25 protein-coding genes are annotated in these 24,165 nt (G+C 67.5%); 8 read left to right on the top strand and 17 right to left on the bottom strand.

Annotated features, from left to right (window positions below; genetic code table 11):
- Positions 1 to 168: 168 nt before the first annotated feature.
- The 3 genes from eutC to ACFW3F_RS18660 all read right to left on the bottom strand — a co-directional run bounded on the left by eutC (position 169) and on the right by ACFW3F_RS18660 (position 3,122).
- Positions 169 to 975 (bottom strand): ethanolamine ammonia-lyase subunit EutC, encoded by an 807-nt coding sequence (eutC, locus tag ACFW3F_RS18670; RefSeq protein ID WP_388059976.1) that lies wholly within the window; start codon positions 973 to 975, stop codon positions 169 to 171.
- Positions 972 to 2,381: an ethanolamine ammonia-lyase subunit EutB gene (locus ACFW3F_RS18665; protein WP_388059974.1), complete on the bottom strand. Its 1,410-nt coding sequence runs from the start codon at positions 2,379 to 2,381 to the stop codon at positions 972 to 974. Before ACFW3F_RS18665 ends, eutC begins: the two co-directional genes overlap by 4 nt.
- A 126-nt stretch (positions 2,382 to 2,507) precedes the next feature.
- Positions 2,508 to 3,122, bottom strand: coding sequence for a TetR/AcrR family transcriptional regulator (locus ACFW3F_RS18660; RefSeq protein ID WP_388059972.1), 615 nt, complete (start codon positions 3,120 to 3,122; stop codon positions 2,508 to 2,510).
- Between the two features lie 83 nt (positions 3,123 to 3,205).
- Between ACFW3F_RS18660 and ACFW3F_RS18655 the strand changes: the two genes are divergently transcribed.
- On the top strand, positions 3,206 to 4,096 hold the full coding sequence (locus tag ACFW3F_RS18655) for an alpha/beta fold hydrolase (RefSeq protein ID WP_388059970.1): 891 nt from the start codon (positions 3,206 to 3,208) through the stop codon (positions 4,094 to 4,096).
- 30 nt (positions 4,097 to 4,126) lie between these two features.
- Here the strand turns inward: ACFW3F_RS18655 and ACFW3F_RS18650 are convergent, their stop codons facing one another.
- Entirely contained in the window at positions 4,127 to 4,351 is a 225-nt protein-coding gene (locus ACFW3F_RS18650; RefSeq protein ID WP_388059968.1) for a dodecin, read from the bottom strand.
- A 95-nt stretch (positions 4,352 to 4,446) separates the two neighbouring features.
- On the opposite strand from ACFW3F_RS18650, the gene ACFW3F_RS18645 reads away from it, so the two are divergent.
- Entirely contained in the window at positions 4,447 to 4,854 is a 408-nt protein-coding gene (locus ACFW3F_RS18645; RefSeq protein WP_388059966.1) for a YchJ family protein, read from the top strand.
- A 23-nt stretch (positions 4,855 to 4,877) separates the two neighbouring features.
- On the opposite strand, the gene ACFW3F_RS18640 is transcribed toward ACFW3F_RS18645, so the two are convergent.
- The 7 genes from ACFW3F_RS18640 to ACFW3F_RS18610 all read right to left on the bottom strand — a co-directional run bounded on the left by ACFW3F_RS18640 (position 4,878) and on the right by ACFW3F_RS18610 (position 12,488).
- Positions 4,878 to 5,810, bottom strand: a complete 933-nt coding sequence (locus tag ACFW3F_RS18640) for an antibiotic biosynthesis monooxygenase (protein WP_388059964.1) — start codon at positions 5,808 to 5,810, stop codon at positions 4,878 to 4,880.
- Between the two features lie 86 nt (positions 5,811 to 5,896).
- The gene (locus ACFW3F_RS18635; RefSeq protein WP_388059962.1) at positions 5,897 to 7,294 is read right to left on the bottom strand and encodes an amidohydrolase family protein; all 1,398 of its coding nucleotides are present in this window, start codon (positions 7,292 to 7,294) and stop codon (positions 5,897 to 5,899) included.
- 48 nt (positions 7,295 to 7,342) lie between these two features.
- Positions 7,343 to 8,596: a multidrug effflux MFS transporter gene (locus tag ACFW3F_RS18630; protein ID WP_388059960.1), complete on the bottom strand. Its 1,254-nt coding sequence runs from the start codon at positions 8,594 to 8,596 to the stop codon at positions 7,343 to 7,345.
- A gap of 10 nt (positions 8,597 to 8,606) precedes the next feature.
- The gene (locus ACFW3F_RS18625) at positions 8,607 to 9,602 is read right to left on the bottom strand and encodes an antibiotic biosynthesis monooxygenase (protein WP_388059958.1); all 996 of its coding nucleotides are present in this window, start codon (positions 9,600 to 9,602) and stop codon (positions 8,607 to 8,609) included.
- Positions 9,603 to 9,636: 34 nt separating this feature from the next.
- Positions 9,637 to 11,049: an FAD-binding oxidoreductase gene (locus tag ACFW3F_RS18620; RefSeq protein ID WP_388059956.1), complete on the bottom strand. Its 1,413-nt coding sequence runs from the start codon at positions 11,047 to 11,049 to the stop codon at positions 9,637 to 9,639.
- A 165-nt stretch (positions 11,050 to 11,214) separates the two neighbouring features.
- Positions 11,215 to 11,850, bottom strand: coding sequence for a DUF2461 domain-containing protein (locus ACFW3F_RS18615; protein ID WP_388059954.1), 636 nt, complete (start codon positions 11,848 to 11,850; stop codon positions 11,215 to 11,217).
- The gene (locus ACFW3F_RS18610) at positions 11,847 to 12,488 is read right to left on the bottom strand and encodes a CHAP domain-containing protein (protein WP_388059952.1); all 642 of its coding nucleotides are present in this window, start codon (positions 12,486 to 12,488) and stop codon (positions 11,847 to 11,849) included. Before ACFW3F_RS18610 ends, ACFW3F_RS18615 begins: the two co-directional genes overlap by 4 nt.
- A gap of 169 nt (positions 12,489 to 12,657) precedes the next feature.
- Between ACFW3F_RS18610 and ACFW3F_RS18605 the strand changes: the two genes are divergently transcribed.
- Positions 12,658 to 14,142 (top strand): phospholipase D-like domain-containing protein, encoded by a 1,485-nt coding sequence (locus ACFW3F_RS18605; protein ID WP_388059950.1) that lies wholly within the window; start codon positions 12,658 to 12,660, stop codon positions 14,140 to 14,142.
- A 3-nt stretch (positions 14,143 to 14,145) separates the two neighbouring features.
- Here ACFW3F_RS18605 and ACFW3F_RS18600 read toward each other — a convergent pair whose 3' ends face one another.
- The 5 genes from ACFW3F_RS18600 to ACFW3F_RS18580 are packed head-to-tail and all read right to left on the bottom strand — an operon-like array spanning position 14,146 to position 17,567.
- Positions 14,146 to 14,748, bottom strand: a complete 603-nt coding sequence (locus ACFW3F_RS18600) for a TetR family transcriptional regulator (RefSeq protein ID WP_388059948.1) — start codon at positions 14,746 to 14,748, stop codon at positions 14,146 to 14,148.
- Positions 14,745 to 15,950: an NAD(P)/FAD-dependent oxidoreductase gene (locus ACFW3F_RS18595; RefSeq protein ID WP_388059946.1), complete on the bottom strand. Its 1,206-nt coding sequence runs from the start codon at positions 15,948 to 15,950 to the stop codon at positions 14,745 to 14,747. Before ACFW3F_RS18595 ends, ACFW3F_RS18600 begins: the two co-directional genes overlap by 4 nt.
- Complete coding sequence (locus ACFW3F_RS18590; protein WP_010842361.1) at positions 15,947 to 16,126, bottom strand: rubredoxin; 180 nt, start codon at positions 16,124 to 16,126, stop codon at positions 15,947 to 15,949. Before ACFW3F_RS18590 ends, ACFW3F_RS18595 begins: the two co-directional genes overlap by 4 nt.
- The gene (locus tag ACFW3F_RS18585; protein ID WP_388059944.1) at positions 16,123 to 16,335 is read right to left on the bottom strand and encodes a rubredoxin; all 213 of its coding nucleotides are present in this window, start codon (positions 16,333 to 16,335) and stop codon (positions 16,123 to 16,125) included. The genes ACFW3F_RS18590 and ACFW3F_RS18585 overlap by 4 nt, the downstream gene beginning before the upstream one ends.
- Entirely contained in the window at positions 16,332 to 17,567 is a 1,236-nt protein-coding gene (locus tag ACFW3F_RS18580; RefSeq protein WP_388059942.1) for an alkane 1-monooxygenase, read from the bottom strand. The genes ACFW3F_RS18585 and ACFW3F_RS18580 overlap by 4 nt, the downstream gene beginning before the upstream one ends.
- A gap of 171 nt (positions 17,568 to 17,738) precedes the next feature.
- Between ACFW3F_RS18580 and ACFW3F_RS18575 the strand changes: the two genes are divergently transcribed.
- A complete protein-coding gene (locus ACFW3F_RS18575; RefSeq protein WP_388059940.1) occupies positions 17,739 to 18,131 on the top strand; it encodes a hypothetical protein in 393 nt (130 codons plus the stop codon).
- Between the two features lie 104 nt (positions 18,132 to 18,235).
- Here ACFW3F_RS18575 and ACFW3F_RS18570 read toward each other — a convergent pair whose 3' ends face one another.
- Positions 18,236 to 18,835, bottom strand: a complete 600-nt coding sequence (locus tag ACFW3F_RS18570) for a hypothetical protein (RefSeq protein WP_388059938.1) — start codon at positions 18,833 to 18,835, stop codon at positions 18,236 to 18,238.
- A gap of 428 nt (positions 18,836 to 19,263) precedes the next feature.
- Here ACFW3F_RS18570 and ACFW3F_RS18565 point away from each other — a divergent pair, with 428 nt between their 5' ends.
- The 4 genes from ACFW3F_RS18565 (at position 19,264) to ACFW3F_RS18550 (ending at position 24,158) form a co-directional block, all read left to right on the top strand.
- Complete coding sequence (locus ACFW3F_RS18565; protein ID WP_388059936.1) at positions 19,264 to 20,874, top strand: aldehyde dehydrogenase (NADP(+)); 1,611 nt, start codon at positions 19,264 to 19,266, stop codon at positions 20,872 to 20,874.
- Positions 20,875 to 20,899: 25 nt separating this feature from the next.
- On the top strand, positions 20,900 to 21,832 hold the full coding sequence (locus ACFW3F_RS18560; RefSeq protein WP_388059934.1) for a 5-dehydro-4-deoxyglucarate dehydratase: 933 nt from the start codon (positions 20,900 to 20,902) through the stop codon (positions 21,830 to 21,832).
- A gap of 21 nt (positions 21,833 to 21,853) precedes the next feature.
- Entirely contained in the window at positions 21,854 to 23,176 is a 1,323-nt protein-coding gene (locus tag ACFW3F_RS18555; protein ID WP_388059978.1) for a glucarate dehydratase family protein, read from the top strand.
- 88 nt (positions 23,177 to 23,264) lie between these two features.
- Positions 23,265 to 24,158, top strand: a complete 894-nt coding sequence (locus ACFW3F_RS18550) for a LysR substrate-binding domain-containing protein (protein ID WP_388059932.1) — start codon at positions 23,265 to 23,267, stop codon at positions 24,156 to 24,158.
- Positions 24,159 to 24,165 lie beyond the last annotated feature (7 nt).

Genomic DNA, 24,165 nt, shown 5'->3' with positions numbered 1-24,165 from the left:
GTGAGACACGTTGCGAGACCCTTCGTGGCTCGCTTCGCTCGCACCTCAGGGAGCAAGGTTGCGGCTTCGCTCGCACCTCAGGGAGCAAGGTTTCGGGTTCGGTCGCTCGTGAGGGAGCATGTTGCCGGGTCTCAGGATCACAGGGCGACGCGGTCACCGCGGAGGTGCTCACGACTCGTGCGGGAGTGCCTCCGCGTTGTCGATCCCGTCGGGTGTTCCGGTGCGCGACATGTCTTTCAGTGCAACCCCGGATCGTCCGAGTCGCCGGGCGCCCTCGATGAGCGCGGCGGTCGTCCGTGCGGCGACGTCGTAGTGCAGACCGTCGGGCGGGTGGATGTTGGAGATGCAGTTGCGATCCGAGTCCGCACGACCGGGCCGGGGGAGATGGGTGAGGTAGATGCCCAGGCTGTCGGCGACCGAGAGACCGGGCCGCTCACCGATGATCACGATGAGCGTGCTGACGCCCAGCGCTTCGCCGATGTGATCGCCGAGAGCCACGCGAGCCTCGGTCGCGATCACCGGCGGCGCGATGGAGTACCGGCCGTCGAACCGTCGCAGAAGTGCCGCGACGAGCCCCTGGCCGTGATCGGTGAGCGCGCGGGGGGACAGTCCGTCGGCCAGCACGATCCCGATCTCGGCGTCGGCGCGCTCGACCGGCGAGAGATCCTCGGGCAGCCGGCCCAGATCGGGCCGGCGCAGGTATTCGCTGCGTGTCGACGCGCGACTCGTGACCACGACCGGTGGATCGAGTTCGAGTTCGCCGATCGAGCGTTCGAGAGCCTCCACGTCGAGAGGCTCGTGAACGGCGTCGCGGGCGGCGGCGTGGGCGGCCTGGAATTCGAGGACCCGCCGCGACGGCAACGAATTGCCCGACCGTCCGAGGCCGATCCGGGCCTGGGTGCTCCGGCGCAGCTCGGCCCAGGGATCGGGCCGCTGCGTCCGACCGTCCCCATGTGAGGGCTGCGACGTCGTCATCGTCCGGCCGTCAGCGACTGAAGAGGGGACTCGCCCGGATCCACTGGCAGAATGCGGCCGGCGCCATCGGTCATGCCCAGGCGTGACAGCCAGGACTCGAACTCGGGAGCCGGCCGCAGTCCGAGTGCCTCACGAACATAGAGCGCGTCGTGGAACGACAGGCTCTGATAGCCGAGCATCACATCGTCCGCTCCGGGCACGGCGATGACGAACGCGGCACCGGCCACGCCGAGCAGCGTGAGGAGCGTGTCCATGTCGTCCTGGTCGGCCTCGGCGTGATTGGTGTAGCAGACATCGACACCCATCGGCAGCCCGAGGAGCTTGCCGCAGAAGTGATCCTCCAGTCCGGCGCGGATGATCTGTTTGCCGTCGTAGAGATACTCGGGTCCGATGAAGCCGACGACGGTGTTGATCAGGAGCGGTTTGAGCACTCGGGCCACCGCATATGCGCGCGTCTCCAGGGTCTGCTGGTCGACCGGCTTGCCGCCGGTTCCCAGGTGTGCGCCTGCCGAAAGTGCCGAGCCCTGGCCGGTTTCGAGGTACATGACGTTGTCGCCGACGGTTCCGCGGCGTAGCGACCGGCCTGCCTCGTCGGCGTCGCGCAGGATGTCGAGCGTCACCCCGAATCCGGTGTTGGCGCCCTCGGTACCCGCGATCGACTGGAACACGAGATCGACGGGCACACCCTGCTCGATGAGGTCGACGGTGGTCGTCACGTGCGAGAGGACACAGGACTGCATCGGGATCTCGAAGCGCTGCCGGATGTCGTCGAGCATGTGGAGGAGATCCGCGGTCGCCCGTGGTGAGTCCGACGCCGGGTTGATCCCGATGACGGCGTCGCCGCATCCCATGAGCAGGCCGTCGAGGGTCGCCGCGGCGATGCCCCGCGGGTCGTCGGTGGGGTGGTTGGGTTGCAGCCGCGTCGCGATTCGGCCGGGCAGACCGATGGTGGTGCGAAAGCCCGACGTGACCTTTGTCGCGGCGCCCACCAGGATCAGGTCCTGGTTCCGCATGATCTTCGACGCCGCCGCCACCATCTCCGGAGTGAGTCCGGGACCGATGCGGGCGAGACGTTCGCCGGCGTCGGAACGGGTCGCGATCTCCAGCAGCCAGTCCCGGAATCCGCCAACCGTCAGATGGGCGATCTCGGCGAACGCTGTCTGGTCATGGGTGTCGACGATCAGCCGGGTCACTTCATCGGACTCGTAGGGGACCAGCGGTTCCTCGAGGAACCTGCTCAGCGGCACGTCGGCGAGTTGCCATGCGGCAGCAGCACGTTCGGCATCGGAATCCGCAGCGCAGCCGGCCAGTTCGTCGCCGGACCGGCGTGGGGTGGCCTTCGCCATGAGTTCGACGAGGCCGTCGAACTCGTGGGTCGTGCCGGCGATCGTCTGGGTGTACCTCATCGGGAGCCCCGGCCGGATAGGAAGTGGTCGCGCGTCATGGTCTTCCGAAGTCTAGGTTCGGATGCGGGGGACCGCATGGCGAACGCGGACCGCGCCCGGGAGTGCGCCGGGCCGGGGACGTGGAGGTCAGGCCGGTGCGGCGGTGGTGGATCCGCTGGTCTCGGGGTGGGCGGTCAGTGCCCGAGCGTATGCGCCCATCGCACGCCCGGCAGCAAGGACGGGGGCCGTCGACCGCTGCGTGCGCGCGAGGATGAAAGCTCCTTCGAGGGAGGCCACCACCGCGAGGATCAATGCGTGCGCGTCCGGTTCGGTCAGCCCGCGGCTGAGATACAGTGCCGTGCCCTGTTCGACCCACGCGTCGATCACCTCGGCGGCCACCGTCCGCAGTGCAGGCTCCGTGTCGGCTATCTCGCCGGCGACGGTCGCGACAGGGCACATGTTGAGCCATCCGGTGTCGGCCATGGTGTCCGCGGCGGAGACGAAGGCCGCCTCGATGCCCTCGGCGATGTCGTCGTGAGGCGCGAGCAACATCCCGACGAGTTCCCCGTACGCCGCGCCGGACTGACGCAGCGCGGCGGCGGCCACATCCCGCTTCCCGCCGCTGAAGTGGTGATAGATGGACCCGATCGGGGCGCCGGCGGCATCCACGACCTGTTTGATCCCGGTCGCGGCGTATCCCTGTCTGCGCAACAGCTCGGTCATCGCGACCACGATGCGTTCATCGGTCTTCACCCTGGCCATCCTAGAGCATCTGTTCTAGAGTGATCGTTCTAGAGGCCTCCGCCTCTCCTGCACGCTCGGACATCCCACCGGAGGAGATCGCCATGAGATACGCCAGCCACGCGCCGAGCGGGACTCGGCCGACGACGATGAAACGCGTCGACACACCGGCCGGAGTCGTCGAGTACGCAGACGACGGCGCGGGGCCGCCGGTTGTGCTCCTCCACGGCCTGCTGATGGATCATGAAGTGTGGGATCTGGTGATCCCGTTGTTGCCCAGAGGATTCCGGTACATCCGTCCGGTCCTGCCGCTGGGATCGCATCGGGTCGCCCTCGATGCAGACGCCGACCTGTCGATGGACGGTATGGTCCGACTCGTCGCCGATGTACTCGACGCACTCGACCTCGACGACGTGACACTCGTCCATTCGGACTGGGGTGGCTCGCTCTTCCTGACCGCGCTCGGCCTGGACCGGCGAGTCGGCCGGATGGTCATCCTCCCGTGCGAGGCGTTCGACAACTTCCCCCCGGGTCTGCCGGGGAAGATGGCGACGCTCGCGGTACGCCTGCCCGGCGGGATCGCCCTGGCCGCACGGCAGTTGCGGATCGGTTGGCTTCGACGCCTGCCGCTGCTGTGGGGCTGGATGGTCAATGGCCCGGTCGACCCGGCGCAGATGCGTCGCTGGACCGATCCGGTGCTGACGGATCGACGAATCCGCCGCGATGTGACGAAGTATGTGACGACCGAATTCGATGGCGCCGAACTTGTCCGCCGTACCGAGGCGCTGGCCGGCTTCGACGGTGAGGTGCTCGTGCTGTGGTCGCCCGACAATCGTGTGATGCCGCCTGCCCACGGGCCGCGGCTGGCCGACCTGCTGCGACGCGGACGCTACGTGCCGATGCCGGGCGCGGCGGTTCTGCCCATGCTCGACGACCCGCGGGCCGTCGCCGCACAGATCGGCGCGTTTCTCACGGCCACGAAATCCGAGGCGTGAGGAACGCGCCGTGACGATCCGCTGTGACGACTACGTCGCGTCGCCGGATCCCTCGAGCTTGAAACCGACCTTCAGGGTGACCTGGAAGTGTGCGATCTGACCTTCCTCGATGTGGCCGCGGGTCTCGGTGACCTCGAACCAGTCGAGATGATTGACGGTCGCAGAGGCGCGGGTGATCGCGTTCCGGATGGCGTCGTCGGTGCCGGAGGCTGAGGAACCGACCACTTCGATGACTCGATACACGTTGTCCGACAAGGGAATCGCTCCAATCGTGAGAACCTTCGGGCGTTGGGTGCGGCGGGCCCGGCGCGCGGCCGACCGCTCCTCCTGTCTACCCCTAAGATCGAAAGGTGACCAGTGAATCGGTAAACCGAGATGTCTCCGAGAGATGCCCGTGTCTGTCGGGTCTCGTCCTCGGCGACTGCTGCGGACCTGTTCTGGCCGGTGAGCGTGCCGCCCCGACCGCCGAGGCGTTGATGCGTTCGCGTTTCACCGCTTTCGCGCTCGGAGATCGCAACCATCTGCTCGTCAGCTGGCATCCCGACACCCGACCCGCAACCCTCGATCTGGACGAGTCGATGCGCTGGTACCGCCTCGACATCGATTCGACGCAGGCCGGGTCGCCGTTCGACGCCGATGGAGAGGTCACTTTCACCGCCTATTACCGACGCGGCGCGGAACGCGGATTCCTGCACGAGCGCAGCCGATTCACGCGATCCGACGGCCGCTGGGTCTACGTCGACGGGGTCGTCGGGTGAACACGGCTCGGGCGTGACACCGCTCAGGCGTCGGCATAATCCCAGAACTGCAGCCACGTCACGTTGGCGAACACCGTCAGGCACAGGAGGTAGATGAGCAGCACGGCGCCCGCCCCGGCGATGTTGCTGCGCCAGTTGTTCCCGTCGACGGGATCGAGCCATCGCCGGAACGGGCGTGACGCCCACGGCATCAGCCACCACTGCATGAGGGAGACGCTGACGACCTGACTCAGCCACAAGGCCAGCCACGGCTCTGCGCCGAGGCGGTCGAGGGTCGGGCCGAGGAACCGCGACAGAGTCATCACCGTGGGGTACAGGACCAACAGCACCATCATCGCCGACTTCCAGTTCGGCGTCTGCAGTATTCGACCGCGGTCGGTGCGCACGGTGGTACCGAACGCGGTGGTGCTTGCCATCGTCTCGAAGTCGTGGGTCAGACTCGACCGCAGTCCGGCGAGCGCTTCGCTGCGTCGGCTCGACGACACCCAGGCCGCGAGTTGCCGGTCGGTGCGGAACCGCAACACCGACAGCGACGTCTCACGCTGTTCGTCGACGAACAGTGCGGTGCCCTCGTAGCCGCCGAAGTCGCTTGCCGCATCGGTCAGCACATGTTGCGCGGCGACGAAATCGCCGACCGCCCCCGCCGCGATGTCGTGACGGAACGCGCCGACACCCGGCGGTGGCGACTGGCCGTCGACGAGCTCGAGCACAGGCGCCGCCGGGAACCAGCCGTGTGCTCGTCCGGCGTCGAGCGCCGCGTGGTGGCGCGGACTGTCGAGCCACCGGTCCAGTGCCGTTTCGTCGACGAATGTGGTCGCGATCGCCGGGTCGAAATGCCCGCCGGCCACCGCCGAGATCTCGACTCCCAGGCAGCCTTCGGAGTCGGTGGCCGACGCGGCCAGCGTCGCCGCCCACTCCTGGAACTCCTCGGCGGGACCGGCGTGGAACACGGACACCGCGATGATCGCGGTGTTGCCGCCGGTGGCGCCTGGTGCGGTGACGATCGTCGTATCCTGCGAGGTCGTCCGGTCGGGCCCGCCGGTCAGACGGTGACCCGACGCCCCTGGACGTAGACCTCGGCGATGGATGATTCCCGCAGGCCCATCAGCAGGCCGAACAGAGTCTGGTCGCGGGCGAGATCGGGATCGTCTGAGCGGACGGCGTTGTCGAGCGTGGACTTCAACGCATCCACCGGCTCGATGACGAGGAAGTCGGCTTCCTTGCCCTGGTCGAAGTTGCCGAAGCGGTTCTCCATGTCGAGGGCGCGAGCGCCGCCGACAGTCCCGATGAACAGCATCTCGGCCGGGTGCATAGACACGCCGTCGTCTCCGGGTTCGGTGATGTGTTGTTTGAAGGCGTCGCCGAGGACGCGCGGGATCAACCACTCGTCACCACCGCCGAAATCGGTTCCGGCGGAGATGTTCACGCCTGCCGCGACGGTACGCTTCCACGGCATCGTGCCCGATCCGAGGAACAACTGCGAGACCGGACAGTGCGAGATCGACGTGCCGGTCTCCGCCATTCGTGCCAGCTCCGCATCCTGGCAGTGCACGCAGTGCGCCAGGATGGTCCGCGGGCCGAGCAGGCTCTTGCCGCCGACCTGGGACCCGGGTAGGAACTTGCCGTCATAGGTGTCGAGGTAGGAGTCGACCTGGTAGACCTCCTTGGTGGTGTCCACCTCGCCGGTGCCGGGGCGATTGTTCTCGTTCAGATGGCTGTGGACGTAGACGCCCTGGTCGCGGTACTCGTCGTACAGGTCGCCGAGGTTCTTCAGCGTCTCGGTGGTCACCGACAGGGAGAATCGCGGCACGATCGCGACGTGGAGCAGCGCGGTCCGGAAGTCGCCGGTGTCGGCGGCGTGCCACTTGTCGATCTCGGCGCGCGTCAGGCTGATCGCCTCCTCCTCCGAGGTCAGGAGCGGCTTGGCGGTGTCGCCGCCGACGGTCTGGATACCGCGACCGGCCACGATACGGAGCCCGGCCTTCCGGGTTTCGGAGAACAGGGAGTCCTGGGCATGAGGGAATGCGGACCCGAACACCATCATCGCGGTGGTACCCGCAGCGACCCGTCTCCTGGTGAACTCGACCGCCGCGGCCTGGGCGAATTCGGGGTCGGCGAACTTGGATTCCGACGGGAAGATGCAGAGGTTGAGCCATTCGAGCAGCTGCCCACCGCCGTAGGAGTCTCCGGCGTAGGTCTGTGGGAAGTGGATGTGGGTGTCGACGAAGCCCGGTATGAGATAGCCATTCGGATGGTCGTGCGACTCCGCCGAGTCGAATTCGGCTGGGAGGTCGGCTTTTTCGCCGGCGAACTTGATCGTGCCGTCCTCGCCGACCACCAGCGCGCCGTCGGGGATCGACACCAGCGCGTCGACCGCCTCGGTGATCGTGGGACTGCCGGCCAGATGGAAGATGTGCCCGTGGTGGACGGTGTCGGTCATCGGTACTCCTCGGTTGGTGTGCGTGCGGTCGGTGCTGGTTGTCGGTGATCAGACTCGCTGTGGGTCAGTTGTTCTCGGTGAGTTCCGGGCTGGTGGGTACTCGCGGTGACGTCGGCTCGATGTCGCCCATCCGAGGAGCAGGACCCCGATCAGCCCGCACCCGGCGTACAGCCAGCCCAGGGGCGCCGGCGACGTCTCGGGGAGGGCACCCACCAGGGTGAGTGCGACCGAGACGATCAGATAGGACGCGGCGGTCGCGATCCCGCCGACCAGTCCGAGGTTCTTGGTGAACAATCCCATTGCGAGGCCGTACATCTGAGGGCACAGGATGCCGCATCCGGCCAGTGCGAGCCCAGCGCCGATCGTGAGGGCCCACGCGTTGGAGCCGATCGTGAGTGCCGACGCGAGAATCACCGTGGTACCCGCCCCGAACAGGGCGAACGCGCCGTACGCGAGGCGTCGGGTCGTCGTGCGGGTGGCCAAGTAGCTGCACGCGAGCTCGCCGGTGAGGTTCGCGGCGCCCACGCACAAGGCGATGACACCGTAGGCGGCCGGCGCGAACCCGAGCGTCGACTGATACAGGAACGGGCCCGCGACACCGAAGGCGAGCTGGGCGGCCGCCATCAGCCCGAAGACCACGACGAAACAGACGAAGACGGGGTGGGTCACGATCGAGCCGGAACTCCGCCAGGTGTCGCGCACGGACACCGGCACCCGGTCGGCCGTTGCCAGCGTTTCGGGCAGTGCCACGACGACCAGGATTCCGACGAGGGCGGTCATGATCGCGATCAGAACGAAGATGAGTCGCCAGGAAAGGAACTGGGCAAGGACACCGCCGACCGCCGGCGCGATGACCGGTGCGAGACCCCAGGCGGCGCCGAGCAGTCCGGACACCGAGGTCAGCTTCTTTCCGCGAAAGCAGTCCGCGGCGATGGCGTAGCTCAGGACCATACATGCGCATGCACCCAGTCCCTGGACGAAGCGGGCTCCGAGGAGCTGCGGCACGGTTGTCGCGGCCGCACAGCAGAGGCTCGCGGCGATCACCACACCGATGCACACCGACAGGACGCGCTTACGTCCCCACGCGTCGGCGAGGACGCCGACGGGGATGAAACCCACCGCGAGACCCAGCATGTAGGCCGTGACGGTGGACTGCACGGCTGCCGAGGTGGACGACAGGTCGGTCACCATCTCGGGCATCGCGGGTGTGTAGATGTCGAGCGGGACCTGGCTGAGCGGCACCACGCACAGCAGGATGCCCACGACCCGTCCGGTGTGGGGCCCGGCGATACCCGTGCTCATCGCCACACACTCACGGCAGTGTCCAGAACTGGACCGTGATCAGGTAGAAGATCGCGACCCAGGCCGCGTTCAGTGCGATGATGAACAGCGCTCCCCGGAGGTTGGTCCGTGGTTGCGGCGCACTCGATCTCGGTTGCAGCCACCATCCGAGCACCCGGTTCACGTAGTACGGCATCGTGAGGTAACTCATCGCGAAGCTGGACAACAGGTTTCCGACCAGCATGCCCAGCCACAGCGGCATTCCCAGCGGTGCGGTCATCAGGGTGAGGAACACGACGGTGGGGTAGAGGCCGACCCAGACCGCCACGGAGGTCTTGAAATTCGAGGGCGGCGGCGCGTCGTCCTCGCCGTGGGAGAACCAGTTGCCGAACGAGTGGTCGATCCGGCGGAGTGTGAAATCGCCGAAGTCCTCGGCCTCGGCCAGCAACTGGGCCCGCTCACCGGAGGTCAGCCAGGCGTCGAGGTGCTCGGCGGTGTCGAAGCGGTAGGAGATCGTCCACTCGTCCTGGACCCCGGCGATCGGCCGGAACAACTCGGTTCCGCGAAAGCCCGGAAAGCGGTGCTCGACGTCGTCGATCTGCCGCTGCCACGCCAGGAAGTCGTCGACCCTGGACTCGGCCACTCGGTGCGAGACCACCACGGTGACCAGGGTTTCCGGCTCGGTGGTTCCCGGTGCCAGGACCTGGGCGGTGGCCGGACCATCGAAGAGAGGTTTGCCTTCGTCGACGAGGTCGAGTCGAGCGGCGCTGTTGAGCCAGTCTTGGAGATGGCCGACCGAGTCGAACCCGTAGATGGCCGTCCAGTCGGGTTGGCGGGGATCGGGAGCCCGGAGCTTCGACCCGACGAAACCGGGAAACCCGGCGGCAGCTGTCTCGATCTTGCGGTACCACTCGCGGTAGCGGTCGTCCATACCCGCGTGGACGCGTTGTCCGATGATGAGTGTCGCGGCCCCCTCGGGGGCTCCGGCCTGCCGCCCGGTGTCGGGGCGGGACATCTCGTCGGTCATGGGTCCTCCGGCGTGGTCTGGGCGGGATGGGCGGTCAGAGCGGGTGGACGCCCAGGACCCGACCGGGGTCGATGCGGCCCCGCAGGTCCCGGAGGCGGGCGAGGTTACCGCCGAACGCCGCCTCGATCTCCCGGTCTGTCTCGGCGAACCCAGGTCGCAGTTCGACGCTGTAGACACCGATCGTGTCCGCGGCCAGTACGTCGAGGGTGTCGCGTGCCCAGGCCTCGCATTGTTCGGTGACGGCGTCATCGGACCAGATCGCGTTCAGGGGGACGTTCCATTCGCCACGGCGACCCCAGAAGGACGTGCTGGAGTCGTCGACGTCGGCGAGGGCGCCGCCGGTGTGCTGGAAGTCGATTCGGCACGCACGGGTCGGTGCGGCGGTGATTGCGCGACGCAACCCGTCGGCCACGCCGGAGCCGAGCGTCGGGCCGACGAACACCGACTTCCCGAAGAAGTGGTCACCGTTCGACGATGCGTCGGGTCCGGGAGCCCGGATCGGCGGCGGGTCGGTGCCGCCCGGTCCGGGGAGTGCGAACTCCGGCAACTCACTCAGATAGCGACCCGCGTTCTGCGACCGGAAGCGCGGCGCACGATCCGAGCCGGCCACCACGGCGTCGGTGGCCTCGCGAGCCTCGGCGAGATCGGCCTCCCGAGAGCTGCGGCACGCGGTGTAGACGAGGAACGCGGGTTCGTGATCGTCGCCGAACCCCAGGACCGCGCCCATCGTCGAATGTCGGGGGAGCGTGGGGGCGATCGCGAAATACTCGGCCAGCGCATCCAGTTCGACGACCGCTCGGTCGACATGAACCGGGCCCTGCGACACGGTTCGGAGCACCGCGGAGGTGAGGACACCGAAGCTCGGTGCGCATCCGCGCACCGCCCACCACAGGTCTGCTTCGATGCCGGTGCTGTCCTCGTCGAGCCGGATCACCTCGCCATCGGGCCGGACCAGCTCGACTTCGACCAGGTGATCGAGCGTGAGTCCGACGCTCCGCGTGAGGTATCCGACGCCACCGCGTGCGACCAGACCGAATCCGGCCAGACCGACGATCCCCACCGGGATGACCCGCCCGGACCCGGCTAGCGCGTCGAGCACCGAACCGACGGTCGCACCACCCTGGACCCGGACGATGCCGTCGCCGGCATCGACCCCGGTGAGGTGCACGGACAGATCCAGCAAGACGGCGGATTCGTCGACGCAGTTGGAGCTGAGTCCGCCACCGCGGACGGTGATTCGGCCGCCGCCGGCCGAGACGATCCGCATCGCCGTTGCCACGTCTGAGGTGTTCCTGGGGTGCACCACACAGGGCGGTTCACGTCGGGAGGCGTCGGGAAAGAAGATGCGGGACAGCGACTCCCGATAACCGGGTGATCCGGGTGAATGCACGCGTCCCGCCAGCGCGTCGTCGAGCTCGGCGGCGATGCCGTCGGAAAGGGTCGTCATCGGCCGCCCGCCCGGGTGTTCGTGATCGCCCGAGGTGCTCGGAGTCGTCTCGGACGCGGTCGGCGCAAGTATCACCCGGCTCCGTCCACGCGCGCGCGCCAAACCGGAGAACTCGTCGTGAATTGGTCCGGGTGGACCAGTGCGGACGCGCTTCGCCGCCCGAAGTCAGCTACCGGTGCGGAGCGCGATCCACTCGATCAAGGGCACGGTCGCCCGCCAGTCCCGGCGGATACGGTCCACGAGTTGCACAGAATGGATGATCTCGTCGAACCCGTAGTCCCGGCCCACCGACAGCGATCGGTGGCGCAGCAGTTCGATGCGCGGATGGGCGACATCGTATCCGCGGGGCGCGGTCTTGAGCCGATCTCCGGCCACCTCCCAGCCGTCCGTTGTGAGCCGCCGGAGAAGGCGCTCGAGTTCGGGTCCGCTGCGGTCGTGATCGATCGACTTGCGCACCTCGGCGAGCCGGGCGGCGGAGGCCTCGTAGAAGCCGGCGCCGACGCGGACTCCCGGTGCGCCGATCTGGACGTAGTAACCGGTAGCCGGGGCCACGGCGACAAACGCGCCCTGGTGGGTCTTGTATGGCGTCTTGTCCTTCGAGAATCGGACATCGCGGTACGGTCGGAAGATCTTGGCCGGGCCGAACTCGTCGGCCAGCGCGTCGGTCAGGGCCCGCATGGGCTCGGCGACCGCGGAACGGTAGATCTCCTTGTGGTCTTCCCAGAACGCCTTCGAGTTGTCGATCTCCAGGTCGTCGTAGAAGTCGAGGGCAGCGTCGGTGAACCCGGTGAAGTCCGTCACCCCGGCACGCCGCGTCCGAAGCCGACGACACCGCCGTCGGATCTCCAGTCCAGCGAGTGGACCCGGATACGGCCCATCTCGTTGCCGCCCACGGTGACAGCGGTGTCTCCGTCGACCGCCACGACGATGTTGGTGTGCTGGCCGAATCCCGACGAACGGTCATAGAGCACGACGTCGCCCACCCGGGGCGTGTAGTCGCCGACGGTCTCGAACCGGTCCGCGTCCTCGTAGTACTCCTGGAGCGTGTACACGCCGGGGATGCGCCAGTGACCGGAGTGGGGGTTGACCAGCGGGCGACCCGCGGAACGCATGATCCAGCTCACGAAATTGGCACACCACGGCTCGTCGGTGCCCTCGGAGAAGAACGTCCCCGGGCGCTGCGCGGCGTGTTCGTGGCGTACCGCGTCGACGATCCGCAGCTGACCCGGCGTGAGCTCGGATGCGTCGACCTGCGGGAACTCGGCTGTGTCCCAGGGCAGCCATCGTTCGGGTACGGTCCGCCAGACGACGAGGCCTGCGCCTGCGACGACGACCACGACCAGCGCTGCGGCGATCGCCAACCGCCGACCGCGCCGGAGCGCCGGGCGGGTGCGCGCAGCCGTGTCCTCGGATCGGTCGGCAGTCGTATCGGCGCTCACCTCGACGAGTGTAGGGATCGCCGGCGCGCCGAGCCCGCCGCCGGCCCCGACCCCCGGCCTCGCCCGCACGGCCCCGATATGGCCTTGGCACAATGGGCGCCGGTCCACCATGGGCGCCGGTCCACAGGGGCGCCGGTCGGGGGCCGAGGCAATTCGAGGAGAGAACGCGGTGGACGAGTCAGCTCACGAAGCGATCCTGCGTGCCGGGGACACGTGCCGGGAGATCGCGACCGCAGACCGCGTCGCGTGCATCGTCGACGCCGCGGACTACTTCCTGCACGCGAAGTCGGCGCTGCTGCAGGCCCGGCAACGAGTCGTTCTCATCGGCTGGGACGTGGACACCCGCATCAGGCTCGATCCCCGGACCGCCGACGACGAGGTCCCCGATGTGCTCGGTGACTTCCTGCGGTGGCTCATCGACAACCGTCCCGAACTGGAAATCCACGTCCTGCGCTGGAGCACCGGCGCGTTCACCGGGATTCTGCGCGGGGTCGCGCCCCCCTTCGTCCAGGACCTGCTCACCGGTCGTCGACTGCACTACCGGATCGACGCCGCCCACCCGGTGTCCGCGGCCCATCACCAGAAGATCGCGGTCATCGACGACCAGTTCGCCTTCTGCGGCGGCATAGACATGACAGTGGACCGTTGGGACACATCCGACCACTTGTCGCACAACGAGTTCCGTCGAGATCCTGATGGACGGCCGCACGGACCGTGGCACGATGTCACTGTCGCGCTGGATGGTGACGCCGCGCGCATGGTCGCCACCGTCGCGCTCGACCGGTGGGAAGCCGCCACCGGCGAATGCCTCAAACCACTCGTCGACACCGAGGGGCCCGACATCTGGCCGACGGACCTCGCCGTGACGTTCACCGACTGCGACGTCGCGGTGGCGCGGACGATCCCGCAGTACGACGACCGCCCCCAGGTCGAGGAGATCCGGTTGCTGTACCGCGCGGCTTTCGCCGCGGCCCGCCGGACGATCTACATCGAGAGCCAGTATCTGGCGGCCCGGGAGGTCGCGGAAGCCCTGGCGGAACGACTCGCCGAGCCCGACGGACCCGAGATCGTCCTGGTGCTGCCCCGGAACGCGGACAGCCCGGTGGAACGACTCGCCATGGACGGCGCCCGGCACAAACTACTGCAACTCCTCTGGCGCGCCGACAAGTTCGACCGATTCCGCGCGTACTACCCGGTGACCGCCGAAGGTGACCCGATCTATGTGCACGCCAAGGTGCTGATCGTCGACGACGTCCTCCTGCGCATCGGGTCCTCGAACCTCAACAACCGGTCGCTCGGATTCGACAGTGAGTGCGACGTCGCGATCGAAGCCGATCCGCACGACCCGGCAGATCGGACTCTGCGGGAGACCATCCTGTCCATGCGTACACGATTGCTGTCGGAGCATCTGGGCGTCGACCACGATGCGTTCGACGATGCGGTGACACAGGGGGATTCTCTCGTCGAGGCCATCGATCGACTGACCGGGCCGGGCCGGTCACTCGAGGCGTTCGACCGCGAGACGATCGACGGCGAGGAGTCGCTCATCGCGGAGAACGAACTCGTGGACCCCGAGGACGCGCGAGTCGGCACCATCGACCGGATCTATCGCGCGGTCATCCGTCGCGGTACGCGAAACCTGCTGCGGCGCTGATCGTCACACGCGTGTCCGGGCCACCTCGATGGCCGGGGCGATGATCTCGGCGAGGTCGGAGGCGACGTCGCGATCGCCTTCGGGAGGCATCGCGATGTAGCTGAGTGCCATCCTGGTGATCGCACGCGAGATCCGCACGACATCGGACTCCGGCATCGACAGCCAGGTGGACTCGCGAAAGGCATCGGCCAATCGGTCGGCTGCCGTGGTGATGATCGGGGCGGCGTCGGTGGTGATCAGCTTCATCAGGTCGGGTTTGGCCTCGCCGGACAGCAGCGAGGCGATCAGTGGATCGGTGGCGACCCCGGCGAAGTACTCACCGAAACCCTTGTGCAGGGCACCGGTGACATCGTCGACGCAACCTGCCAGCGAATCCGCGACGTGACCGGCGAAACGACCGGCCAGTCGTACCGCGTAGCTCTGCGCGAGTCCGTAACGGGACCCGAACTCGTTGTAGACGGTCTGGCGGCTGACCCCCGTGGCGGCGGCGACGTCGGACATGCGCACCGCTGCCCAGTCCCGGTCCAGCAAGAGGTCGTGCAGTCCGTCGAGCAGTGAGTTGCGCAGCAGCGCTTTGCTGTCCTGCGCATAGTTGCGCGCCGTCATCTGCCGACGCCGGCCGGCTGGAGTGCGGCCTCGATCTCGGTGCGCAGGGCTCGCCCGGAGCCGCCCCGTCCCATGCAGACCGCGCCGACGAGCCGATCGCCGGCGAAAGACCTCACGACAGAGCTGGAACCATCGAGCTCGACGTCGATTCGCTCTCCCGCGGCCGGCCACCCGACGATCTGGATGTTGGCGGCGTACTGCATCGTCCAGGCCAGCGGTACACGCGGTACCGGGGCGGCGGTGCCCATGTCCAGCCCGAGGTCGGCGGCGATCGTCATGGCGACCAGTCTGCCGTGCTCGGTCGCCGTGAGCCACTGCTCGGCGCGCATCGGTGCCCCCGTCAACGGGTGCGGACGTGCCGCGACGTCGCCCGCCGCGTAGACACGAGGGACTCCCGTTCGCAGCGAGTCGTCGACGATGATCCCCGCCGGATCGACGGGAAGTCCTGCGCGGCGGGCCAACTCGAGATCGGGCTCCATACCGATCGCGCTGATCACCGTGCCTGTCAACGTCTGCCCGTCGGACAGCGTCACCATTTGTGGACCGGCTGCGGTGGGCGCCGCGCCGGTGATGATCCGCACACCGCGCTCACGATGCAGGGTCGCCACCGCGTCGGCCACCGTCTCCGGGACGACGCGAGACAGCAGGGACTCGCCGCGCTCGACAACGGTGACGCGCGAGCCCTCGCCGGTCGTCGCCACAGCAGCGGCGATCTCCAGTCCGATGAGTCCGCCGCCGACGATGATCACAGGTCCGTCCGCGATAGCGTCTCGCAATTGCTCCGCATCGCGCCGGGTACGGAGGGAGTGGGGCGAGCAGGCGGATGACGAGTCGGCAGGCAACCGACGAGCCCGGCCTCCGGTTGCCAGAACCAGCGCGTCGTAGGAGACCTCGGTGGTGTCGGCGACACAGACCCTGCGCGACGAGGTGTCGACGTCGGTCACTCGCGTCGAGGTCACGATGTCGATACCCCGCTCCGACCAGTACCCGGGCGGACGAAGCGTGATCTTGGCATCAGACAGGTCGCCGACGACGAGATTCTTGCTCAGAGCCGTCCGACGGTAGGGGAGCTGGGGCTCCTCCCCGAGCACGGTGATCGTCCCATCGAAACCATGGCTCCGCAGCGTCTCCGCGGCGGTGATGCCGGCGACACCGGTGCCGACGATCACCACCGACCCGTCCCCGGTGGCGCCGGCGCTCACGGCCGGGCCACCTCGATCATCTCGAAGTCGGCCTTCGCGGCACCGCAGTCCGGGCAGCTCCAGTCGTCGGGGATGTCGGCCCACCGGGTGCCGGGCTCGATGCCGTCCTCCGGCCAACCGAGTTCCTCGTCGTATTCGAAACCGCAGACCTCACAGCGGAAGAGCTTGAAATTCATCGCACCGAGTTCCTGTCGCTGGAATTGTCCGGCCCGTTCGCTTCGCTCCCGGCGCCGAGGAAATCGATCTTCTCCCGGACGCCGCAGTCAGGACATGGCCAGTCGTCGGGAACGGTGGCCCATGCGGTGCCGGGTGGGAATCCCTCACGGGGAGCCCCGGCGGACTCGTCGTAGACGTAGTCGCAGACCGGGCAGTGGAATGTGCTCATCGCGGCGACACCCCGTGCTCGGCGAGGACGCGCTCACGGCGATGCGGTGCGATGTTGATGCGTTCGACGTCACCGTCGTAATGGTCGAGCACACGGTTGTCCATCACCCGCCGCCAGATCGGCGGGAAATAGGCGAGGGTGATCATGCTCGCGTACCCGCTCGGCAGGTTCGGGGCGCCGTCGAAGCTGCGCAGGGTCTGGTACCGCCGGGTGGGGTTCGCGTGGTGATCACTGTGGCGCTGTAGGTGATACAAGAAGATGTTCGTGCAGATGTGATCGGAGTTCCAGCTGTGTTCGGGCGTGCATCGTTCGTAGCGTCCGGTCGACGTCTTCTGGCGGAGCAGGCCATAGTGCTCGAGGTAGTTCACGGTCTCCAGCAGCGAGAAACCGTAGACGGCTTGGATCACCAGGAACGGCAGGATCTCCCAGCCGAAGATCGCGGTGAGCGCCCCCCACAGGACGATCGACATCGCCCAGGCGTTGAGGACGTCGTTGCTCGGATGCCAGAACGGTGTGCCCGCACGTTCGAGTCGCTTGCGCTCCAGTTCGACCGAGGACTTCAGGCTCCCCCAGACGCTACGGGGAAGGAAGCGCCAGAACGACTCTCCGAAGCGCGAACTCGCCGGGTCATCGGGCGTCGCGACCCGCACGTGGTGCCCGCGGTTGTGCTCGATGTAGAAGTGGCCGTAGAAGGTCTGCGCGAGAGTGATCTTCGATAGCCAACGTTCGAGGTCGTCCTTCTTGTGGCCCAGTTCGTGGGCGGTGTTGATCCCGATCCCGCCCATCGCCCCGATCGACAGTGCCAGCCCGATCTTCGATGCGAGACCGAGCCCGCCGTCGATGCCGAGCCAGCTGAGATCGTCGGCCGTCCATAGGTAGCAGGCCATCACGAGGCTCCCGATCTGGAACGGGATGTAGACGTAGGTGCAGTAGCGGTAGTACTTGTCGTTCTCCAACTGCTCCATCAACTCCTCGGGCGGATTCGATCCGTCCGGCCCGAAGAAGACGTCGAGGATGGGGAGCAGGACATAGACCAGTATCGGTCCGATCCACCACCACACCGGCGACACGACGTCAAAGCCGTGACCGATCGCGTTGAAGCCGGCGACGAGAGCCATCGCGAGAAAGATCGACGTCGGCGGAATGAGGCCGAGCAGCCACAGATGGCGTTTGCGGTCCTTCCACTCGACGTGTGAGTCGTCCGCGGTGGATGGGGTCGGTGCGGTACTCATGCGCACTCCTGTCTGGGCTGGACTGTGACGTACAGCACTAGACATTAACCGAGACAATGTCCGTTGTCTAGACAAAAGTGATCATTTGTAAAGCGATCACCGATGAGGGGGCCGCGCTGGTCTGTGATCGCGATGGTTGCCCTGGCTTGTGACTGCGTCGGAGCCGGCCGCATGGCCACCGACATCGAGGTCGGTCTGCCGCTGACGTTCGATTACGAAGGATTTCCGCAAGCGGAGATCCGCGAAAATGTCGACTGTGCAGGACATTTCGTCGACTGTGCGTCGATTTCCATTGACTGTGCGTTCATCGTGGACGGTGGTGCACTGCAGTCACACCCGTATCGGAATTCGGTTCGACCTTGGGCGCATTTGTGGACGGGTCGGCGGCTGGTGAACTCCCTTGCGCTGCAGCACCACGAGGTCGGGGACTTCGTCGATCAACCGCGGCGTGCAGTCCTTCCGGGTCAGGAAGTGTCGAACTCAGAACGGATCAGTGTCGTCGGCGTTCACGGCGGCCCCTGTCCCGGTGTGATTTCCGATGGCCGAGCGCACGGCGCCAGTTGAACTCGCACCAGGGTGAACGAAAACAAAATCCCCAACCCCCGAGTCCGGGGGTTGGGGATCAGATGTCAGCGACGGCCGCCCAGAGGTGGCGCGTCACGGTGGCGCTACGGGGTATTGATCCAGTCCAGGATCGACTGGGCGGCGCGGGGGTCACCGTTGTTGATTCCGATGACCGCGCCGATGGCAGCGCCGACGCCTGCGCCCCAGACGCAACCGACGATGACGATGCAGCCGATGACGAGGCCGGCGAGCGCTCCGATGGCGGTGGTGACGTTACCGCCGCGGTTCCAGCCGTTGTTGATGTGCCAGATCATCTTCTGGTAAGCGCGGTCCTTCTTCGCCGAGGCCGGGCGAACGCCGGCTGCGATTGCCGCGCGCGCCTCGGGGGAGAGGATCGGGGTGAAGGTCGCCTGGGTGCGGTCGGCGGAGACCTGTGTGCGCATCGGGACCGTGGCGCCGGCGAAGGGGAGAACGAGAGCGATCCGTTCGATCGTCCGACCGTGGGAGTCGACGACCCGGAGCTCTTGTTCGCCCGCGACGAACGTCGCGTTGCGCAGCTGGGAGGTGATGGAGGTCCCGTCGGCGGATGCGCTCGAATGGTGGGACGGCACTGCCGGCGCGGGAGCGCCGTGGGCGGTACCGAAAGAGACGGTGAGGGCCGAGATGGCCAAGGCCATGATGGCGAGGAGGCGAATGCGCTTCATCGGTTCTGGATTCCGCTTTCGTCGAGTGGGTGGTCTGCCGGTTCGACGGCCGACGCCCCGCCGTGGCTCGGCGGATGTTCGGTATGTCGGATTCGGCGCAGTGATTGTCCCACTGTGGGTCGCCGTTCGTCTGGCATAGCGCGCGGCGTGGGCCGGTCGGATGACACCTCGGTGAGCTCACGACCCGCGTGTGAGCGGGCGGATCACCTGCACCGATTCATCACCTGCATTGATGGCGTGACTAATTGACTTGGACATGAATGGATCGGCGGTTCTACGGTCGGGACAAGGCCGAGCTCACCGCGAGGCCGTCGCCGGCGGCGATCCGCGTTCGAGGGCAATGACACCTCTCGGACAGCGTCACCGCGGCACGGCACCGCCTCACGGTCACCTCGGCAGAACGCCAACTCACCAGAGATGGGACCACGATGACCATTGCGCAGCGACCTGCACCGCTGACGACCCAGGACCTCACCGGACAGCTGATCATCGCGGGTGAGCGGGTCACGGGCTCGGGGAATGCCGTCCACGGCATCGACCCCACGACAGGCACGCGCCTTTTGCCCGCGTACGCACACGGAACCGGCGCCGACGTCCTTCGTGCCACCGCCGCGGCGGCGGACGCCTTCGGGCCCTATCGGGCGACCTCGTCGGAAGAACGGGCCCGCTTCCTCTCCGCGATCGCCGACGGTCTCGACGCCGCGACCGAGGTCCTCGTCGAGCGTGCCGTCGCCGAGACCGGACTCCCGGCAGCGCGGATCACCGGTGAGGTCGGCCGTACCTCGGGTCAGCTCCGGCTGTTCGCGTCGGTGCTCCGCGAGGGCAGCTGGCACGGGGCGCGCATCGATCCCGCGCGACCGGATCGCACGCCGCTCCCGCGCGCCGACATCCGGCAACGCAAGGTGCCGCTCGGACCCGTAGCTGTGTTCGGCGCCAGCAACTTCCCGCTCGCCTTCTCGGTCGCCGGCGGCGACACCGCGTCGGCGCTGGCGGCCGGATGTCCGGTCGTGGTCAAGGCGCACGATGCCCACCCCGGCACATCGGAACTGGTGGGGCGGCTGATCACCGACGCGGTCGCAGCCACCGGGATGCCCCCGGGCACCTTCTCGCTGCTGTACGGCAGCGGACCCGAGCTCGGGGTCGCACTCGTCACCGACCCGCATATCAAGGCAGTCGGATTCACCGGTTCACGTTCGGGGGGAACGGCTCTCGTCGCTGCTGCGGCGTCGCGCCCGGAGCCCATCCCGGTGTATGCGGAGATGAGCTCGATCAACCCCGTCTATCCGCTCTCCGGGGCGCTGCGTGCCGACGCGGCGGGTCTCGGCCGTGCATTCGTCGGCTCGCTGACGATGGGTTCGGGGCAGTTCTGCACCAACCCCGGCCTGGTCATCGCCGTCGACGGCCCCGACCTCGACGCCTTCGTCGCCGCGGCCGCCGAGGCAATTGCCGCCTCCGCCCCGACACCGATGCTGACCCCCGGCATCGCGTCGAGCTATGCCTCGGGTGTGGACGAATTCGGTTCCGCCGCGGAGGTTCTCGCTCGATCTGAAGAGGCGACCGGGCCGAATACCTGTCGGGCCGCGCTGTTCGGCACCGACGCCGAGACATTCCTTGCGTCGGAGACGTTGCAGCAGGAGGTCTTCGGGTCGTCGAGTCTCGTCGTGAGATGCCGTGACCTGGAGCAGGTCCGGGAGGTGACCGCCGACCTCGAGGGTCAGCTCACCGCGACCGTCCACGCTGCGGACTCCGACCACGAGGACGCCCGGGCGCTCCTCGAGGCGCTGGAACTCAAGGCCGGCCGGATCCTCTTCAACGGGTGGCCGACCGGTGTCGAGGTCGGACACGCGATGGTCCACGGCGGCCCCTATCCGTCGACCTCCGACAGCCGTACCACCAGTGTCGGCTCCCTGGCAATCGAGCGATTCCTGCGCCCGGTGGCCTACCAGGACGTCCCGGCGGCACTGATGCCGCAACCGATCGCCGACGGAAACCCCGAACACATCTGGCGCCGTGTCGACGGCGAACTCATCCGCGACTGAACCACACCTCATCCAAGGAGTCCCAATGCTCAACGGCGTCTTGTTCTTTCCCGTCACACCCTTCGACAGCAGCGGTGAGGTGGACTACCGTCGCCTCGCCGAACACATCGACCGCGGGGTGGCTGCCGGCCCCGGCGGCGTGTTCGTCGCCTGCGGCACCGGCGAGTTCCATGCCCTCGGACTCGAGGAATTCGGCCGGATCGTCCGGTGTGCGGTCGAGACCGTCGCGGGTCGCGTACCGGTGTTCGCCGGTGCCGGCGGCTCGATCGTCCAGGCCCGAGAGTTCGCGGTGAGCGCTGAAGCGAATGGCGCCGACGGCATCCTGCTCCTCCCGCCGTACCTGGTGACGATGCCGCCCGCCGGCCTCGCCGAGTACACGCGATCTGTTGCGGCGGCCACCGACCTGCCGCTCATCGTCTACAACCGCGGTAACGCGGTGTTCGACGAGGAGTCGGCGATCAAGGTCGCCCAGCTGCCGACGGTCATCGGGTTCAAGGACGGCACCGGTGACCTCGACAACGTGTCGCGCATCGTGATCGCGGTCAAGGAGGCGTTGGGAGATACCAAGGATTTCCTGTTCTTCAACGGCCTGCCCACCGCCGAGATCACGCAGCAGGCCTACCGCGCCATCGGTGTCACCCTCTACTCGTCGGCCACATTCGCATTCGCCCCCGAACTTGCTCTCGCCTTCTACAACTCGCTGGAAAACGACGACCTCGAACTGACCGAGGCGTTGCTGCGAGAGTTCTTCCACCCGTTGGTGCGTCTGCGCAACACGGTGCCGGGGTACGCCGTCGCTCTCGTGAAGCACGGGGTGACGATGGAGGGTATCGAAGCGGGTCCCGTGCGGGCACCTCTGGTCCAGCCGACTCTCGAGCACCAAGCCGAGCTCGAGCGGATCACCGCCGCGGGCCGGGCGGTCCTGGCGACCACCCTCGCGGCACAAGCAGCGGTCTGAGAAGTCATGACGACGAACACGATGGACACGGCGCCGGTCGGGCTCTCCTCGGCCACGAGTCCGCGGGTCGACACGACGATCACCAAGGTCACCGTCACCCCGGTCGCCTTCGTCGACCCGCCGCTGCTCAACACCGTCGGTGTTCACCAGCCCTACGCGCTCCGGGCGATCATCGTGATCGACACCGCGGATGGTGTGCGTGGACTCGGTGAGACATACGCGGACACTGCGCATCTCGCGCGGATGGAGGCGGCCGCGGAGGCGATCATCGGGCTCGACGTGTTCGCGCTCCACCGCCTGCGGGACGCCATCGACGCCCGGGTCTCGACGCTGACGGTCACCGGAGGTGACGGGGTGGCCGGCATGATCACCACGGCAAGCACCACCGACCGCGTGTTCTCGCCGTTCGAGGTCGCGTGTCTGGACATCCAGGGCAAGGCCCTCGGCCGGCCCGTCAGCGATCTGCTCGGCGGGCGGGTACGCGACCGGGTGCCGTTCAGCGCGTATCTGTTCTACAAGTGGGCGGCCCACCCCGGTGCGGCCGGCACCAACGGTCTGCCGGACGAATGGGGTGAGGCGATCGACCCGAGCGGGTTGATTCGTCAGGCACACCGGATGATCGACCGCTACGGGTTCACCGCGATCAAGCTCAAGGGCGGGGTGTTCGACCCTGACGAGGAAATCGCCGCGATCAAGGCGCTGCACGCCGAATTCCCCGGCGTGCCATTGCGCCTCGACCCCAATGCGGCGTGGACCGTGGAGACCTCCCTGCGCGTCGCAGCAGAACTCGAGGGCATCGTCGAGTATCTGGAGGACCCGACCCCTGGCCTCGACGGTATGGCGCGGGTCGCCGAACGGGCGACCATGCCACTGGCGACGAACATGTGCGTCGTCGCGTTCGACCACCTCGAACCGGCGGTGCGCAAGCGGTCGGTCTCGGTCGTCCTGTCGGATCACCACTACTGGGGCGGCTTACAACGGTCGCGCCTCCTCGGCGGCATCTGCGAGACCTTCGGGCTCGGCTTGTCGATGCACTCCAACTCGCACCTGGGCATCAGCCTCGCCGCAATGGTGCATCTCGCGTCCGCGACGCCCAACCTCACCTACGCCTGTGACACCCACTGGCCGTGGAAGACCGAGGACGTGGTCGAGCCCGGGAGCCTGCGCATCGTCGACGGTGCGGTGCCGGTCCCGACCGGGCCGGGTCTGGGCGTCGAACTCGACGAGGAGTCGTTGGAGATGCTGCATCAGCAGTACCTCGACTGCGGCATCCGCGATCGCGACGACACCGGGTACATGCAGTCCATCGACCCGGGCTTCGTCAACTCTGCCCCGCGGTGGTGACCGAACCCTCGACCGGCATCGGCGGAGTGGTTTAACGTCATCCACACCACCCCGCAGATCGCGGGGCCATGATGCCGAAAGTGGATCGATGTTTTCCCTGTCGCGCCTCTCCTGCTTCATCGCGGTCGCCGAGGAGTTGCACTTCGGCCGAGCGGCCGAGCGCCTGCACATGACCCAGCCGCCGCTGAGTCGCCAGATCCAGCAGCTGGAGCACGAACTCGGGGTCCAGCTCATCGAACGCAGCAGTCGTGCGGTGGCGCTCACGGCGGCCGGGACGGCCTTCCTGCCCGATGCGCGGCGGATCGTCGCGCTCGCCGAAGGGGCGGCCCTGACCGTCCGCCGAGTACCCGCCGGCGACCTGGGCACCGTGAACATCGGTTTCACGGGCGCCTCGGCGAGGGCGGTGTTGCCCCGGCTCATGCAGACTGCCCGCGAGAGGTTGCCGGACGTCCGCCTCGTGCTGCGAGAGATGGTGACCGTCGCGCAGATCGAGGCCCTCGTGCGCGGTGACCTCGACCTCGGCATCGTCCGGCCGCCGATCTCGCGGCCGGGTGTCAACTCGCGTCCGCTGCATCACGAGCGGTTGGTCGCCGCCATGCCGGCCGATCACGAGTTCGCCGGCGTCGAGCACCTGACGATCGAGGACTTCGACGGTCAGGCGGTCATCATGTACTCGCCCACGGATGCGCGCTACTTCAACGAGTTGCTGATCAGCACCTTCACCGCGGTCGGGGCCTCACCCCGCTATGTCCAGTACGTCACCCAGGTGCACACCATGCTCGTGCTGGTTCACTCCGGACTGGGGATGGCGCTGGTACCGGAGTCTGCGATGACCATGCACCCCGACGGGGTGGTGTTCAAGGAGGTGACCGCGATTCGTGATCGCCCCGTGCAGATGAACGTCGCCTGGCGTGCCGACAACGCCAACCCCGCCCTCGCGCGATTGATGAGAGACGTTCTACCCGAGCGCGAATGGATCTGACGGCCGG

Source organism: Gordonia sp. NPDC058843 (genome assembly GCF_042743165.1).
Lineage (GTDB): Bacteria > Actinomycetota > Actinomycetes > Mycobacteriales > Mycobacteriaceae > Gordonia.
The sequence above is the reverse complement of the archived record's forward strand: the minus strand, read 5'-3'. Positions and strand labels throughout refer to the sequence as shown.

Bases quoted from the DNA above. Each gene is read 5' to 3' on its own strand.
- eutC (WP_388059976.1), bottom strand. From the start codon at position 975: ATGACGACGTCGCAGCCCTCACATGGGGACGGTCGGACGCAGCGGCCC.
- ACFW3F_RS18665 (WP_388059974.1), bottom strand. From the start codon at position 2,381: ATGAGGTACACCCAGACGATCGCCGGCACGACCCACGAGTTCGACGGC.
- ACFW3F_RS18660 (WP_388059972.1), bottom strand. From the start codon at position 3,122: ATGGCCAGGGTGAAGACCGATGAACGCATCGTGGTCGCGATGACCGAG.
- ACFW3F_RS18655 (WP_388059970.1), top strand. From the start codon at position 3,206: ATGAGATACGCCAGCCACGCGCCGAGCGGGACTCGGCCGACGACGATG.
- ACFW3F_RS18635 (WP_388059962.1), bottom strand. From the start codon at position 7,294: ATGACCGACACCGTCCACCACGGGCACATCTTCCATCTGGCCGGCAGT.
- ACFW3F_RS18630 (WP_388059960.1), bottom strand. From the start codon at position 8,596: ATGAGCACGGGTATCGCCGGGCCCCACACCGGACGGGTCGTGGGCATC.
- ACFW3F_RS18625 (WP_388059958.1), bottom strand. From the start codon at position 9,602: ATGACCGACGAGATGTCCCGCCCCGACACCGGGCGGCAGGCCGGAGCC.
- ACFW3F_RS18620 (WP_388059956.1), bottom strand. From the start codon at position 11,049: ATGACGACCCTTTCCGACGGCATCGCCGCCGAGCTCGACGACGCGCTG.
- ACFW3F_RS18600 (WP_388059948.1), bottom strand. From the start codon at position 14,748: ATGACGGCGCGCAACTATGCGCAGGACAGCAAAGCGCTGCTGCGCAAC.
- ACFW3F_RS18590 (WP_010842361.1), bottom strand. From the start codon at position 16,126: ATGAATTTCAAGCTCTTCCGCTGTGAGGTCTGCGGTTTCGAATACGAC.
- ACFW3F_RS18585 (WP_388059944.1), bottom strand. From the start codon at position 16,335: ATGAGCACATTCCACTGCCCGGTCTGCGACTACGTCTACGACGAGTCC.
- ACFW3F_RS18580 (WP_388059942.1), bottom strand. From the start codon at position 17,567: ATGAGTACCGCACCGACCCCATCCACCGCGGACGACTCACACGTCGAG.
- ACFW3F_RS18575 (WP_388059940.1), top strand. From the start codon at position 17,739: ATGGCCACCGACATCGAGGTCGGTCTGCCGCTGACGTTCGATTACGAA.
- ACFW3F_RS18570 (WP_388059938.1), bottom strand. From the start codon at position 18,835: ATGAAGCGCATTCGCCTCCTCGCCATCATGGCCTTGGCCATCTCGGCC.
- ACFW3F_RS18565 (WP_388059936.1), top strand. From the start codon at position 19,264: ATGACCATTGCGCAGCGACCTGCACCGCTGACGACCCAGGACCTCACC.
- ACFW3F_RS18560 (WP_388059934.1), top strand. From the start codon at position 20,900: ATGCTCAACGGCGTCTTGTTCTTTCCCGTCACACCCTTCGACAGCAGC.
- ACFW3F_RS18555 (WP_388059978.1), top strand. From the start codon at position 21,854: ATGGACACGGCGCCGGTCGGGCTCTCCTCGGCCACGAGTCCGCGGGTC.
- ACFW3F_RS18550 (WP_388059932.1), top strand. From the start codon at position 23,265: ATGTTTTCCCTGTCGCGCCTCTCCTGCTTCATCGCGGTCGCCGAGGAG.